Origin of the sequence: Flavobacterium sp. UGB4466 (assembly GCF_903469665.1) — a bacterium.
Classification (GTDB): Bacteria; Bacteroidota; Bacteroidia; order Flavobacteriales; family Flavobacteriaceae; genus Flavobacterium; species Flavobacterium lipolyticum.
In genome coordinates this window covers 48,714-64,696 of sequence record NZ_CAGKLC010000022.1, presented here as the reverse complement: position 1 = coordinate 64,696, position 15,983 = coordinate 48,714, and the positions used below count along the sequence as shown (strand labels likewise).

Sequence of the window (15,983 nt, the reverse complement as noted above, 5' to 3'; positions counted from 1 at the left end):
ATTCTATAACAGTATAAAATTATTTTTAAAATATTGAAAATCAATAAATTATTTATAATTTGATGTGTTTTTGTAAGGTGTTAATTTATATGTTGATGTGTTTTTGTAATGAAATTTAATTACAGATACTGAAATTTTAAATTTATTATTGCATCGAATTACTAATTAATTAACCAAAATTTTTAGAAAAATGAAATTAACAAAATTACTTATTTTTTGTTTTTCGTTTCTGTTGTTTTCAGTTGTCACAATGGCGCAGGATGTTACAGTAAGCGGAATCATAAATGATGAAAATGGAATGCCAGTTCCGGGTGCGTCTATTTTAATAAAAGGCACAAATAAGGCGACAGCATCTGATTTCGATGGAAAATTTCAGATCAATGTTCCTGCAAACGGTATTTTAACATTTAGTTTTGTAGGTTATAATACAGTACAGGAAGCTGTAAACGGAAGAACTAAAATTGATGTTAAGTTAAAAGCGGAATCTCAGGCCTTAAATGAAGTTGTAGTAGTAGGATATGGTACACAAAAGAAAAGTGTCGTTACAGGTTCTATTTCCAGTGTTAAGGCAAAAGACTTAGAGAGTCTCCCTATAACAAGGGTAGAACAAGCTTTACAAGGTAGAGTGTCCGGGGTTTCTATAGCAGCAAATGCAGGACAGCCGGGATCAGCTTCGACGATACGTATTCGAGGTTTTACTACATTAAACAATAATGATCCTTTATGGGTTGTAGATGGTGTAATTGTTGACAATGGAGGTATTGGTTACCTAAACCAGTCTGATATCGAGTCTATCGAGGTGCTTAAAGATGGCGCTTCAGGAGCTATTTATGGTTCTCGTGCAGCGGCCGGAGTTATTCTTGTAACTACAAAAAAAGGTAAGGCAGGTAAAATCTCGGTAAGTTATACCGGTTTTGCAGGAACATCTCAGGCAGCTAAAAAATTAGATTTACTAGATGCAAATCAGTACGTAACTATTATGAATGAAGCCAACGTAAATGGCGGAACTCCGAATAGATATACCGTTCCCGCAAATGTTGGAAACGGAACAGACTGGCAGAATGTAATTTTTAATAATCATGCACAACGTTCTTCTCATGAGCTAAGTTTTAGCGGTGGTAACGATACGTCAACTTTTTACATGTCTTTTGGATTAACAGATCAGGAAGGTATTGTAAACTCTGATATTTCTAATTACAACAGAAAAAACATCCGTTTGAACTCTAACCATAAATTAGGGAAGTATATTAAAATTGGTCAGACTTTAGGATATTCTCATGAAAAAACAATTGGTGTAGGAAATACCAATGATGAGTTTGGAGGGCCTTTGTCGTCAGCCATAAACTTAGATCCGTTAACACCGGTGCTTGTTGCTCCGGGTGCGGCAACCGGTGCAGGTACTCCGTACGAGAACAAAAATGCACTTAGAGATGCAAACGGAAATTACTACGGTATCTCTACAATTGTAACGCAGGAAACTTCAAATCCATTAGCGTATACGCAAACAAGATTAGGAAATAATGATTTTGCAGATAATTTTGTTGGAAACATTTTCGCTGAAGCAGAAATTTTACCCGGATTAAAATTCAAATCAACTGCAGGGGGAAAATTAGCCTATTACGGTTCAGATAACTTTACACCGGTTTATTACTTAAACGGAGCTACCAAAAAAGATGTAAATGAATTGTTCCGATCGTACAAAAAATCTTTCAGCTGGAACTGGGAGAACACTTTAAACTACGATAAGAAAATTGGAAATCATCATTTCGGTATTTTAATTGGAAAAGGTACTTATGTTGATAATATTACTTCCGGTAATGATATCACCTACAGAGGTGTACCGGCTACGACACATGCCGAAGCTTCTTTTAATGTTGACATTCCAATCTCTGATAAAATAGCGAACGCTTACAATGCACAAGCTTTAGAACACAGAGTGGAGTCCTTGTTTTCCAGATTAAACTACGATTACAAAGAAAAATATATTTTTACCGGGATTCTTCGTCGTGATGGTTCGACACGCTTTGGACCAAACCATAAATACGGAACTTTCCCGTCAGTATCTTTAGGCTGGGTTCCTTCCAAAGAAAGTTTTTGGGGAGAAAATAAAATCGTGAATACTTTAAAAATAAGAGGAGGTTATGGGGTTACAGGTAATGATTCCTCTCCTGATTTCTTATACATTTCTACAGTTGGAATTCAAAGAAACTATACTATCGGTGGGGTAATTGTTAACGGACAAAGTCCAAATGCAATTCCAAACCCTGACTTGAAATGGGAAGAAACCAAACAACTTAACATTGGTTTTGAAACTACGTTATTACGTGACTTCAATTTAAGTGTGGACCTTTTCAGCAAAAAAACAGAAGGCATCTTAATGAAAGTGCCAATTCCGGGTTATGTTGGAGCCACAGGCAATACCTATGCTAACTTAGCAGATATGGAAAACCGCGGTGTAGATATTGAATTAGGCTACCGTAAGAAAATTGGAGAATTGAACCTGTCTGTTAATGGGAACTTCTCTTATATCAAAAATGAAATTACTTATATAGACAAAGGAGTTAATTTCTTAGTTGGAGACGAAACGGTACAGTCCAGTTCTTACGAAATCAACAGAACAGAAGTAGGTCATGCGTATAACTCCTTCTACGGATTCAAAACAAATGGTATTTTCCAGACTCAGACCGATATCGATTCTTATAAAAATGCGACAGGAAAAGTAATTCAGCCCAATGCTAAACCGGGCGATTTCCGTTGGCAGGATTTGGATGGGGACGGTGTAATTGGAGCTAACGACAGAACTTTCTTAGGAACTTCATTGCCTAAATTCACGTATGGATTTACTATGAATTTAGCATACAAAGGATTCGATATGTTAGTTTTCGGTCAGGGTGCTGGAGGAAATATGATCTATCAGGGATTGAGAAGACTTGATATTTCTACCGCAAATTATCAAACAGAAGTTATGGGACGCTGGACAGGACCGGGATCAACAAACAGTTATCCGAGAGTCACTACGGATGATTCCAACAAAAACTTTACGAATCCATCAGATTTCAATTTGCAAAAAGGAGATTTCTTCCGATTCAAAACAATCCAACTTGGATATTCATTTCCAAAAGAATGGATAGAAAGCATCTCATTGCAAAAAGTAAGATTGTATGTAACAGGAGAAAATTTATGGACGATTACTAAATATACGGGTTATGATCCTGAGATTGGAGGTCCTACTACAGCCGGAATGAACAACGTACAGGGTGTTGACAGAGGATATTACCCTCAGGCAAAATCGTATATGTTAGGAGTTAATTTGCAATTTTAAATTTAAAAAAAAGATATTATGAAACTTATAAGTTTTAAACAATCATTATTCGCTTTTGGGGTGTTACTGACACTTGGATCGTGCGATACCGATGAAAAATTGGAGGTAAAGGGAGATGGAGTAGTGCTGGAAGATAATTTTTACAGAAACGAAACCGAGGCTTATTCAGGTCTGGTAGCAGCTTACGATAAATTAGGAAAGTTTGCAGGAGCAATGGAAAATGCGCCTTTATTATTCTTAAACTCTGCATCCGATGACTTCTATGCAGGTGGGGGTGGTTCAGACGACCAGCCAGGACTTCAGGTGGCATCGAATTATTCTGTAAGTCCGGCGAATATTCCACCGGCAATTTGGGCAGATTATTACAAAGGCGTAGCAAGATGTAACGTCATGCTGGTAAAACTTCCGGATGTTCCTATGGATGCCGCTAAGAAAGCAAGATTTGCCGCAGAAGTAAAAGCATTACGTGCTTATTACTATTTTGATCTGGTGAGAATGTTTAAGAATATTCCTTTGATCCTGAAACCACTAACGAAAAACGAAATCCCTTTAGTTATGCAGGCTAAACCTGACGAGGTTTATGCACAAATCGAAAAAGATTTAAACGAAGCAATTCCTGATTTGCCAATGAGCTTACCTGCACCGGAGTTGGGAAGATTCTCTAAAGGAGCTGCAACAGCACTTTTAGGAAAGGTATATTTATACGATAACAAAAAGCCACAGGCGGCGGTTGAATTGGCAAAAGTAAACGGAACTCCCGGAGGAACAAGTAGTTTTGGCTATAAGTTGATGGATACTTTCGCTTCTTTATGGGATCATACCAAAAAATTCAATTCAGAATCTATCTTTGAAATTACCTACACCGATAAATCCAATGCAGATTGGGGGAATTTTGAAAGAGGTGACGATGAAGGAAATGTTGCCGCTCAGTTGATGGGAATCAGAGATTATTCCAGAACAAAATATGGAAAAGCAGCACTTTTGCCGGATTATATTAATGGATGGGGTTTTTGTGTTGTTACTGCTGATCTGGCAAATACGATGAAAAGCGATCCACGTTTTGCGTCTACTATTTTTGATGCAAAGACCGCAAGAGCTACAGGAGATCCGGATAAAGATCCGAACACTTTGATTACGTACAAAGACAGTTATCAGGAGACTGGATATCATTTTATTAAATATGCACCGGTTAATGCCGATATCAAAGCAAGTAACCCTTTCTTAAATTTTGGAATCAATACCTACGTTATTCGTTTGGCAGATACTTATTTATTAGAGGCTGAAGCTTTAGGAGGAACAGGAGCAAGAGCTCAGGCACTACTAGATGCTGTTAGATTAAGAGCCGGATTAACATCAGTACCGGTTTCTATTCCGGCTATTTTAGCCGAAAGAAGATTAGAACTTGCAGGTGAAGGTCATCGTTGGTTTGATTTGGTGAGAACAGGTCAGGCTGCTGCCAAACTTGCTTTCAAAGGATTTCAGGCCAATAAAAATGAAGCATTCCCAATTCCATATAGTGAATTCAATAATACTAAAATGGTTCAAAATCAGGGATATCCACAATAATGAAGTAAGTTAAGTTTAAGGTTGGTTGTAAATAGCCCATGATCATTATGAGTATGGGCTATTTTTAAATCAAACCGGAAATCATTTGACTAAGAAATTTGATCAAAGTCTCAATTATTAAAACATACTCAATGAGAAAGATTGGCTATATTATTACTTGTTTATGTTTTTCTTTATCTGTTTTTCCACAACAGAAAAACCAAAAACAGCAACAAAAATTTACCACTACCAATAAAAAAATAACGGTTTATACCACAGCAGCGAATACACAATTAAGATTAACACCAACAGATCATTTAAATTTTACGGCATCCAGACAGCCTATAGAAACAGAGTTGTCCGTTTTTGTTGAACCCTCCAAACGTTTCCAGAGTTTTCTGGGCATTGGCGGTGCCATTACCGATGCAAGTGCCGAAATTTTTGCCCAATTATCAAAAGAAAAACAGACAGAATTTTTAAATGCCTACTACGATATCCAAAAAGGAATCGGATATTCATTGCTAAGAACAACTATTCAAAGTTCTGATTTTAGCAGCGGAAGTTATTCTTATATCGAAGAAGGCGACAAAGATTTAAAAACATTTTCGATTGATCATGACCGCAAATACCGTTTACCCATGATTAAAGCGGCTATAAAAACGGCTGGCGGAAAAATGATTACTTATGCTACTCCGTGGTCACCCAATGCTTTTATGAAAAGCAATAAGAATGTGCTCAAAGGGGGAACATTACTTCCGGAATTTTATCAACCGTGGGCAAACTTCTATGCAAAATTTATAAAAGCATACGAAAAAGAAGGAATTCCAATTTGGGCAACATCCGTTCAGAACGAACCCATGGCCACCCAAACCTGGGAATCCTGTTTGTACACCGCCGAACAGGAAAGAGATTTCCTGAAGAATTACCTTGGACCAACCTTAAAAAAAGAAGGTTTGGGGAAGGTGAAAATTATTGCCTGGGATCACAATCGTGATTTAATGGTACAGAGAGCCAATGTTATTTTCTCCGACCCGGAAGCTTCCAAATATGTTTGGGGAATGGGGTTTCACTGGTACGAAACCTGGACAGGTGCTCAGCCGATGTTTGACAATGTCGCAAGAGTACATGAAGCATATCCGGACAAAAAACTCATTTTTACAGAAGGCTGTGTCGAGAAATTTGACGCTGCAAAATACCAATTCTGGCCCAACGCAGAACGATACGGCACTTCTATGATCAATGATTTTAATAATGGAACCGTGGGCTGGACAGACTGGAACATACTTTTGGACCAATTTGGAGGACCGAACCACGTAGGCAATTTTTGCTTCGCACCTATACATGCAGATACCACTACAGGGGAACTCATTTACACCCCATCGTATTATTATATCGGACATTTTTCAAAATTCATTCGTCCGAATGCCGTTCGGGTAAGTACTTCGGTAAGCCGCAGTTATTTGTCAAGTACCTCTTTTTTGAATACTGACGGAAAAATGGCGACTGTAGTGATGAACAATACCGACAATGCTATTACCTATAATTTTATTATTGCAACAGAACAGACCATTGTAAAAATTCCTGCACACGCGATACAAACGCTGGTCTATTGAAATTTTGTGAGTTAGTTAGAGGGGCAATCTGATTCGTCCGTTTCGCCCCTTGCCTTTTAATAATAATGAAATCGCTTTGAGTGTACCATGAAAGCCATAAATAGAGTTTTAATCGCCCCATTACTAGTGCTGCAATTCGTTTCTTCTTCAAAAGTTGGAGCGCAGTCTGTAGTACCCTCATTTAAATCAAACCCAAAAATACAAGTATATACTACTGCCGAAAACACCCAATTAAGATTGTCATTATCCAATAATTTCATTTTAAATTCAGTTTCACAACAAACAAAATCAACGGTTTCAATTACGATTGATCCTTCAAAAACAGATCAGACTTTTTTGGGGATCGGCGGAGCCATTACCGATGCCAGCGCAGAAGTTTTTGCTAAACTGTCACCCAAAAAGCAACAGGAATTTCTAACCGCTTACTACGATAAAAATAAAGGAATAGGGTATTCTTTGGCCAGAACCAATATGCATAGCTGTGATTTTAGCAGCGAAAGTTATACCTATATTCAGGAAGGCGACAAAGAGCTAAAAAACTTTACTATTGATCACGATAAAAAATACCGAATCCCATTACTCAAAAAAGCAATTGCAACAGCCGGTGGGAAATTAACGTTATTTGTTAGTCCGTGGAGTCCTCCGGCTTTCATGAAAGACAATAATGATATTTTACATGGAGGCGTTTTATTGCCGGAGTTTGCACAATCATGGGCCAATTATTATGCTAAATTTATAAAAGCATACGAAAAAGAAGGAATTCCGGTCTGGGGACTGACGATTCAGAACGAACCAATGGCAAGTCAGAGATGGGAATCTTGTATTTACAGTCCGGAAGCCGAAAGAGATTTTTTGAAAAACTTTCTGGGGCCTACTTTAGGAAAAGAAGGATTGGGATCTAAAAAGATCATTATTTGGGACCACAACCGCGGAGAGATGCTCGAGAAAAGAGCTAATTTAGTTTTTTCTGATCCCGAAGTTTCCAAATACGCCTGGGGAATTGGATTCCATTGGTACGAAACCTGGAACGGAGGCAGTCCGAAATTTGAATCTGTAGGGAAAGTGCATGAAGCTTTTCCAAACAAAAACCTGCTGTTTACCGAAGGCTGTATCGAAAAATTTGACGCTTCGAAATTCCAGTTTTGGGGAAATGCCGAACGATACGGAATCAATATGATCCATGATTTTAACAACGGAACGACAGGCTGGACGGACTGGAACATTTTGCTGGATCAAAACGGAGGCCCCAATCATGTTGGTAACTTTTGTTTTGCCCCAATTCATGCCGATACCACAAAAGAAGAACTGATCTACACACCGATGTACTATTATATTGGACATTTTTCAAAATTCATCCAACCGGGAGCGAAAAGAATTAGAAATGTAATGAGCGACAAAAGTGTATTAAGCACTTCTTTTCTAAATACAAACGGAAAAATTGCCACCGTTGTAATGAATCAGTCAGACAAAGCAGTGGTATACGAAATAGCAATCAATGCGGTGAAAAAAACGCTTACTATACCGGCTCATGCCATGCAAACGCTAGTGTATTAGCCTCTTTTAGCAGCATATTAATTTAAAGAAATACAATGAAAAACACGAAGTTTATAGTAGTTGCTCTATTTTTTTGTGGAGCAGTATGGAGTCAGGAAGCCAGGAAAACGAGAGCAGATATAGATGCTAAGGTTTCAGAGTTGTTATCAAAGATGACATTGGAAGAAAAAGTAGGGCAAATGACGCAGATAACAGTTACTGTTTTTGAAGATGCTCAAAAACCGGGTTATTTTGATGCCGCCAAACTAAAAAAAGGAATTCAGGAGTACCATATTGGTTCCATTCTGAATGTGCCCAATCCGGGAGCACCAACACTTCAGAGATGGCAGGAGACTATGACCGCCATTACCAATGAAGCCAACAAATCGAGACTTAAAATTCCAGTATTGTATGGTATAGATGCCATACACGGAGCGAGTTATACCGCCGGAGCCACCTTATTTCCACAACAAATTGGTCTGGCGGCAACGTTTAATACAGAGCTGGTAAAACGCGGTGCTGAAATCTCGGCTTACGAAACCAGAGCCTCCTCCATTCCATGGGTATTCTCTCCGGATTTAGATTTTCCGAGAAACCCGGCCTGGTCCAGAATGTGGGAATCTTTTGGAGAAGATGCCTATTTGTCTTCCAAAATGGCCGTTGCTTTGGTAGATGGCTTTGAAGGAAGCAATGTAGGATCAAAATATAGCGTAGCCTCCTGTATGAAACATTATATTGGTTATGGCAGCACTACAACCGGAAAAGACAGAACCCCAAGTATTATTCCCGAGCGCATTCTAAGACAATATGATTTAACCATATATCAGGCTGCCATAAAAGCCGGAGCAAAAAGCGTAATGGTAAGTTCCGGAGAAATCAACGGAACTCCGGTGCACTCCAGCAAACATCTGATTACGGACATTCTTAAAAAAGAATTAGGCTTTGAAGGAGTGGTAGTAACGGATTGGAAGGATATTATTTATTTGAATACCAGACATAAAATTGCAGCAACCAAAAGAGATGCGGTTCGTATCGCGGTTATGGCCGGAATAGACATGAGCATGGTACCCGAAGAATTTACTTTTTACACAGACCTTGTAGATTTAGTTCAAAAAGGAGAAGTGCCAATGTCCCGTATTGATGATGCGGTAACCAGAATTCTGAGAATGAAATTCGAGTTAAACCTGTTTCAGAATACAGTTGCAAATCTAAAAGATTATCCAAAATTTGGTTCAGCCGAACACATTCAGGAAGCTTATAAAACGGCGGCGGAATCCATTACATTGTTAAAAAATAACAATGCAGTTTTACCTTTAAGCAAAGAGGAAAAAATCCTGGTAACCGGAGCAACGGCAAACAGCATGAAAAACCTGAATGGAGGCTGGTCGTACACCTGGCAGGGTGAAAATGCAGATACTTATGCTGCTGACAAATTAACTATTCTGGAAGCTTTTCAGGCTAAATTAGGAAAAGAGAATGTACTCTATACTGCCGGAGCAGATATTGAAAAAGAAGATGATGCCGAAATTCAAAAAGCGGTTGAACTGGCTCAAAAGGCATCGAAAATTGTATTGTGTCTGGGAGAGAAAAACTACACCGAAACTCCGGGAGATATCAGTAATCTTTATATGAGTAAATCTCAGGTAAAATTAGCCCTCGCCTTAGCCAAAGTAAACAAACCAATTATTCTGGTTTTAAACGAAGGAAGACCAAGATTAATCAGTGATTTCGAAGATAAAATGAGTGCCGTTGTACAGTGTTATTTGCCGGGAAATGAAGGAGGAAGAGCCTTGGTTGACATTCTGTACGGAGAGGTAAATCCAAGTGGGAGATTGCCTTACAACTATCCGAGATACCCTAATTCATTAGAAAAATACAACAGAAAACATACAGAGAGTTTGGCAGATGAAGAACAAAATAATGATGCTAAATACGAGAAAAGTTATTCCCCTCAGTTTGAATTTGGAACAGGATTATCCTATACTAACTTTACTTATTCGAATTTAAAAATCGACAAAGCAGAAATTACGAATACCGATGAAATAAAGGTGACTGTTGAGGTTACCAATTCCGGAAAAAGAGCCGGAAAAGAATCGGTTTTATTGTACCTGTCAGATCATTATGCTTCTATAACTCCTGAAGTAAAAGCGCTAAAAAGATTCGAAAAGATTAGTTTAGAGCCTAACGAAACCAAAACGGTAAAATTTACTTTAAACCAAAAAGATTTGCAATTCGTAAACGAAGATCTGAAATGGATTTCCGAAAAAGGAACTTTTACAATTCAGATCGCAAATCTTAAAAAGGACTTTTTATTAAAGTAACCCGTTGGGAGAGATTGTTTTAACACATAGAGTCATAGTCTTTGTAGACTTAAAAAAGGCGTTTCACTAGTTAAAAAGCACATAACTATGTGGAAGAAAGATATTTCTACTTTGCCTTCTTTTTTGGGGTAGTACTACCTATGTTTCTATGTGTTAAAATTAAATTTTGTTCAATTTCACCCAACGGGTTAAAGCAAAGAAAATAAACATCGTTATTTCCGCAAAGATATTTGGTGTTGGAATGTCAAAAGAAAATTAGCTATTTCATATTATAGAGACATGAAAAAAATAATTATTACCCTACCGTTATTACTTTCCTTTGCCACTTTCGCTCAGGGTTTTTTACACAGAGAAGGACAAAAAATTGTAGACGGAACCGGAAAGAATATCATTTTAAGAGGTCTCGGAACAGGAGGCTGGATGGTTCAGGAAGGCTATATGTTACAGACACAGCCTTTCGCAAGTCCACAGTATGTCATCAGGCAGAAGATTCAGGATGTTATTGGAGAAGAAGCAACCAAGGAATTTTACGCTGCCTACAAAGCAAACGGAATCACCAAAAGAGATGTAGATTCATTAGCCGCCTGGGGATTCAATTCGATCCGCCTGCCGATGCATTACAATTTATACACACCACCGATCGAAGCAGAAAAAAAGAATGAAATCTCCTGGATTGAAGAAGGCTTTACCATGACCGATAATTTGCTGAAATGGTGTGCCGAAAATAAAATGTATCTGATTTTAGACTTGCATGCCGCTCCGGGAGGCCAAGGTAATGATGCCGCAATTTCGGATTATGATACCACAAAACCCTCCTTGTGGGAGAGCGAAGCTAATCAGAAAAAAATGATTGCCTTATGGCAAAAACTGGCGTCACGTTACCGGGATAATCCGTGGATTGGAGCCTATGACATTATCAATGAACCCAATTGGAATTTTACCGGAACCAATAAAAATGGCTGTGATGAAAACTCAAACGGTCCTTTAAGAGAGCTGATGGTTCGGGTTACAAAAGCCATTCGGGAAGTCGATACCAACCATTTAATTTTTATTGAAGGAAACTGCTGGGGAAACAATTACAACGGAATTTTTCCTTTATGGGATGAAAATATGGCATTGAGTTTTCACAAATACTGGAACTACAATACCACAGCCTCCATTCAGAAAATGCTGGACTACAGAACACAATACAATGTGCCGATCTGGTTGGGTGAAAGCGGTGAAAATTCGAACGTATGGTTCAAAGAGGCATTGACATTGGTCGAAAACAACAATATAGGCTGGGCATTCTGGCCCATGAAAAAAATCGAGAATATTGCGGGAGTGACCTCCGTTACAAAGATTCCCGAATATGATGTTTTATTAAAGTACTGGAAAGACGGCGGTGAGAAACCAAAGCCTGATTTTGCCAAAAAAACTTTAATGAAAATCGCCGACAATTACAAAATGGAAAACGTAACCGTAAAACCGGACGTGATCGATGCCATGTTCAGACAAGTGCAAACCAACGATACCAAACCTTATAAACGACATTTGATTCCCGGAAAAATTGCAGCAACACAGTATGATTTGGGAACAAATGAAAAGGCTTATTCAGACAAAGATTTTATAAACTACAGAGTCGAAACCGGAAAATTTGACGAGTGGAATAAAGGAAATACGATGCGAAATGATGGCGTGGATATTTTACCCTGCAAAGATGCCGGATCAAACGGATATCAGGTTTCATTTATTGAGGATGGAGAATGGTTGCAGTTTACAGCTGAAGTAAAAAAGCAAAATACATACAAAGTAGCGATTCGATATTCGGCTGAAAATTCAGAAGGGAAAATACATCTCGAAGCAGAAAATGGAAAAAGATCCCAAATCGTTACATTACCTGCAACGGGAGGAAATGACAAATGGAAAACGGTTGTACTGTCCGGAGTGTTACTAAATAAAGGAATGCAAAAAATTAAAGTTGTTTTCGAAAAAGGAGGTTTCAATTTGAACTATCTTGATTTTTCAGAACAGAAAAAATAAAGGCAGAACGAGGTGTTTATAAGAGAATAGGAATATTTAGATGAAGTGAAACGTCTTTTTTATGCGTGCAGCACTTATGTGTTTAGATAACCGCCACAGATTAAAAGGATTAAAAAAAAACTGCAAGATCTGCGAGAAAAAATATAGGTGTGAAATGTGGGATGTGAAATGCGACTGCAATCTATGAATTTAAGTAACCGATACAGCTTAAAGGATTAAAAAAAAAATCTGCAAACCCGAGCGATAGCGAACAGGCGAAGCAATCTGCGAAATCTGCGAGAAAAAAATAGATGCGTGAAATGTGAAATGTTAGATGTGAAATGTGACTGAAAACTGCGACTGCAAACTTTCTATGTGTTTAAATAAATGCAACGGGTTAAATTAACATTCTTTTTACAATTGTTTTTTTCTTTGAGCCTAATGAAATGGTAGCTTTACGAATCAATTTTTTTACTATGAAAAAGACAAACACAATTGCTCTCGTAATGTTTCTGATTTTTGTTAGTGCTTCATTTTATGCTCAGAGTGTAAAATTGATGACGTATAACATTCGTTTAGATGTTGCTTCTGACGGAGAAAATGCCTGGTCCAACCGGAAAGACTTTTTTAATTCTCAAATCAGATTTTACAGTCCGGATATTCTTGGAATTCAGGAGGCATTGCCTAATCAGGTAGCTGAGATTGCTTCGGCCTTACCGGAGTACCATAAATTTGGGATAGGCAGAGAAGAAAAAGGAACCGGAGAAGCCTGTACGATTTACTATAAAAAAGACCGTTTTCAGGTAGAACATACAAACACATTTTGGCTGTCTGAAACACCGGAAAAAGTATCAAGGGGCTGGGATGCTGCCTGTAACAGAGTTTGTACCTATGGATTGTTTAAAGATTTAAAAACAAAAAAAATGTTTTGGGTTTTTAACCTTCATCTTGATCATGTTGGAGAGGTAGCCCGCGTAAAAGGAGTCGAGCTGGTTCTCTCAAAAATAAAGGGAATAAACACTAAAAATGATCCCGTGTTTTTAATGGGAGACTTCAATTCAGTACCGGACACGAAACAAATTGTCGAGATCAAAAAGATGATGGACGATACCAGGGATATTTCGATAGAAAAACCTTTTGGTCCTTCAGGAACCTTTAATGAATTCAAACACAATGAACCTGTGAATTTGTTACTGGATTATATTTTTGTATCTAAAAACAGCGGATTAAAAATTCAAAAACATGTAGTCTTAAGTGATTCAAAAGATTTAAAATATCCATCCGATCATTTGCCTGTTTTGATCCAAATAAATTAATTATGAAAAAAATAACCACATTTACCCTGTTGATGGTATCGTTTTTTGCGACCGCTCAGCAGGAAACAATAGATCAAAAAGTAAATGCTCTGTTGAAAAAAATGACTCTTGAGGAAAAAATCGGTCAGTTAAATCAGTATACGGGCGACAATGCAGCAACGGGGCCTATTACCATAAATGCCAACAAACAAGCCGAAATAAAGGCAGGATTAATAGGTTCGATGTTAAACGTAACCGGAACAAAATACACCCGACAATATCAGGAACTGGCCATGCAGTCCCGTTTAAAAATTCCGTTGTTATTTGGTCAGGATGTCATTCATGGGTACAAAACTACCTTTCCAATTCCGTTAGCCGAAGCAGCGAGTTGGGATTTAGCAGCTATTGAATTGGCAGCAAGAGTTGCAGCGACAGAGGCTTCAGCAAGTGGGATTCACTGGACATTTGCTCCAATGGTCGACATTGGCCGTGATCCGCGTTGGGGGAGAGTGATGGAAGGAGCAGGAGAAGATACCTGGCTGGGTTCTAAAATTGCCTATGCCAGAGTTAAAGGTTTTCAGGGAAATAAACTCGGAGATCTGAACTCGGTTATGGCCTGTGTAAAACATTTTGCAGCTTATGGCGCAGCTGTGGGCGGCAGAGACTACAACTCGGTAGATATGAGTGAACGCATGCTTTTAGAAACCTATCTGCCTCCTTTTAAAGCAGCTCTAGATGCCGGCGCAGCCACTTTTATGAATTCTTTTAACGACTTAAACGGAATTCCGGCTACCGCAAATGTGCATTTGCAGCGTGATATCTTAAAAGGAAAATGGAACTTTCAGGGATTCGTAGTTTCAGACTGGGGATCGATTGGGGAAATGGTAGCACACGGATACTCTAAAGATTTAAAAGCTGCAGCACTTGCCGCGATTACAGCCGGAAGTGATATGGATATGGAAAGTAATGCGTATCGATATCATTTGGCAGAATTAGTAAAAGAAGGGAAAGTAGCTGTAGACTTGATTGATGATGCCGTGAAACGTATTTTACGCAAGAAATTTGAATTGGGATTATTTGATGACCCCTATCGATATTCAGATCAAAAAAGAGCTGATAAAGCTTTAAACAACCCTGAAAACAGAAAAGCAGCTCTTGAAGTAGCTAAGAAAAGTATCGTTTTATTAAAGAACGACAACGAAACATTACCGCTGTCTAAAAACCTGAAAACAATTGCATTCATTGGTCCAATGGTGAAAGAGTACAAAGAAAATATGGGGTTTTGGTCAGTAGAATTACCCGAGGTTGATTACAATAAATGGATCGTCTCACAATGGGATGGTTTGCAGAGCAAAGTGGGTAAAAACACAAAACTGCTTTATGCCAAAGGCTGTGAAGTAGACGGAGATAACAAAGACGGTTTTGCAGAAGCAGTGGCAACGGCCCAACAGGCAGATGTGGTGATTTTGAGTATTGGTGAAAGACGTGACATGAGCGGTGAAGCAAAAAGCCGAAGCGATCTTCATTTGCCGGGGGTGCAGGAAGATTTGGTAAAAGCAATTCAGGCAACAGGAAAACCGGTAATAGTTCTGGTAAACGCAGGAAGACCTCTTATATTTAACTGGACGGCAGATCATGTTCCGGCAATTGTTTACACCTGGTGGCTGGGAACTGAAGCAGGTAATGCGATCGCCGATGTTTTATTTGGAGATTACAATCCATCGGGGAAATTGCCCATGACTTTCCCGAGAGAAGTGGGGCAGATCCCAATTTATTACAATCATTTCAGTACCGGAAGACCCGCTAAAGATGAAGATGCCAAAAACTATGTTTCGGCCTACATTGATCTGAAAAACTCTCCTAAATTTCCTTTTGGATACGGGTTGAGTTATACCAAATTCAATTATTCCGATTTGAAATTGTCAGCAGTAAAAATGAAAAACAACGAAACTATTAAAGTTTCTTTTCAATTATCAAATGTTGGAAAAATAGCAGGAGAAGAAGTGGTGCAATTGTATTTAAAAGACAAATTCGGATCGGTGGTAAGACCCGTTTTAGAATTGAGAGATTTTCAAAAAGTAAAACTAAATGCAGGAGAATCTAAAACAATTGAATTTACTATTGACAAAGAGAAACTTTCGTTCTACAATACTAAATTAGAATGGACAGCAGAACCGGGAGATTTTGAAGTCATGATCGGAGCTTCATCAGCTGACCTCAAATTAAAAGCAGATTTTGAATTGCTTTAACTTTTTTAACCAAAAAGAAGTATAGATTACTGTTATAAAAAATAACACGAATTGCACGAATTATCACTAATTTGTTGGTGTAATTAATTTCACAAACAAGGTTA

General features: G+C 38.3%; 8 protein-coding genes. All 8 read left to right on the top strand.

What is annotated here, in order from left to right; translation table 11 throughout:
• Window positions 1-190 precede the first annotated feature (190 nt).
• The 8 genes from JO950_RS08465 (at window position 191) to JO950_RS08430 (ending at window position 15,879) form a co-directional block, all read left to right on the top strand.
• A complete protein-coding gene (locus JO950_RS08465) occupies window positions 191-3,322 on the top strand; it encodes a TonB-dependent receptor (RefSeq protein WP_202702247.1) in 3,132 nt (1,043 codons plus the stop codon).
• 18 nt (window positions 3,323-3,340) lie between these two features.
• The gene (locus JO950_RS08460) at window positions 3,341-4,888 is read left to right on the top strand and encodes a RagB/SusD family nutrient uptake outer membrane protein (RefSeq protein WP_202702246.1); all 1,548 of its coding nucleotides are present in this window, start codon (window positions 3,341-3,343) and stop codon (window positions 4,886-4,888) included.
• A gap of 131 nt (window positions 4,889-5,019) precedes the next feature.
• Entirely contained in the window at window positions 5,020-6,480 is a 1,461-nt protein-coding gene (locus tag JO950_RS08455; RefSeq protein WP_202702245.1) for a glycoside hydrolase family 30 beta sandwich domain-containing protein, read from the top strand.
• A gap of 87 nt (window positions 6,481-6,567) precedes the next feature.
• The gene (locus JO950_RS08450) at window positions 6,568-8,034 is read left to right on the top strand and encodes a glycoside hydrolase family 30 beta sandwich domain-containing protein (protein WP_202702244.1); all 1,467 of its coding nucleotides are present in this window, start codon (window positions 6,568-6,570) and stop codon (window positions 8,032-8,034) included.
• Window positions 8,035-8,069: 35 nt separating this feature from the next.
• The gene (locus tag JO950_RS08445; protein ID WP_202702243.1) at window positions 8,070-10,334 is read left to right on the top strand and encodes a glycoside hydrolase family 3 N-terminal domain-containing protein; all 2,265 of its coding nucleotides are present in this window, start codon (window positions 8,070-8,072) and stop codon (window positions 10,332-10,334) included.
• Window positions 10,335-10,613: 279 nt separating this feature from the next.
• The gene (locus tag JO950_RS08440; RefSeq protein WP_202702242.1) at window positions 10,614-12,356 is read left to right on the top strand and encodes a cellulase family glycosylhydrolase; all 1,743 of its coding nucleotides are present in this window, start codon (window positions 10,614-10,616) and stop codon (window positions 12,354-12,356) included.
• Between the two features lie 455 nt (window positions 12,357-12,811).
• A complete protein-coding gene (locus JO950_RS08435; RefSeq protein WP_202702241.1) occupies window positions 12,812-13,651 on the top strand; it encodes an endonuclease/exonuclease/phosphatase family protein in 840 nt (279 codons plus the stop codon).
• 2 nt (window positions 13,652-13,653) lie between these two features.
• Complete coding sequence (locus JO950_RS08430) at window positions 13,654-15,879, top strand: glycoside hydrolase family 3 N-terminal domain-containing protein (protein ID WP_202702240.1); 2,226 nt, start codon at window positions 13,654-13,656, stop codon at window positions 15,877-15,879.
• Window positions 15,880-15,983 lie beyond the last annotated feature (104 nt).

What these genes read in the sequence shown, in the direction of transcription:
- JO950_RS08440 (WP_202702242.1), top strand. Translation starts at nt 10,614, where the DNA reads ATGAAAAAAATAATTATTACCCTACCGTTATTACTTTCCTTTGCCACT.
- JO950_RS08445 (WP_202702243.1), top strand. Translation starts at nt 8,070, where the DNA reads ATGAAAAACACGAAGTTTATAGTAGTTGCTCTATTTTTTTGTGGAGCA.
- JO950_RS08435 (WP_202702241.1), top strand. Translation starts at nt 12,812, where the DNA reads ATGAAAAAGACAAACACAATTGCTCTCGTAATGTTTCTGATTTTTGTT.
- JO950_RS08455 (WP_202702245.1), top strand. Translation starts at nt 5,020, where the DNA reads ATGAGAAAGATTGGCTATATTATTACTTGTTTATGTTTTTCTTTATCT.
- JO950_RS08430 (WP_202702240.1), top strand. Translation starts at nt 13,654, where the DNA reads ATGAAAAAAATAACCACATTTACCCTGTTGATGGTATCGTTTTTTGCG.
- JO950_RS08460 (WP_202702246.1), top strand. Translation starts at nt 3,341, where the DNA reads ATGAAACTTATAAGTTTTAAACAATCATTATTCGCTTTTGGGGTGTTA.
- JO950_RS08450 (WP_202702244.1), top strand. Translation starts at nt 6,568, where the DNA reads ATGAAAGCCATAAATAGAGTTTTAATCGCCCCATTACTAGTGCTGCAA.
- JO950_RS08465 (WP_202702247.1), top strand. Translation starts at nt 191, where the DNA reads ATGAAATTAACAAAATTACTTATTTTTTGTTTTTCGTTTCTGTTGTTT.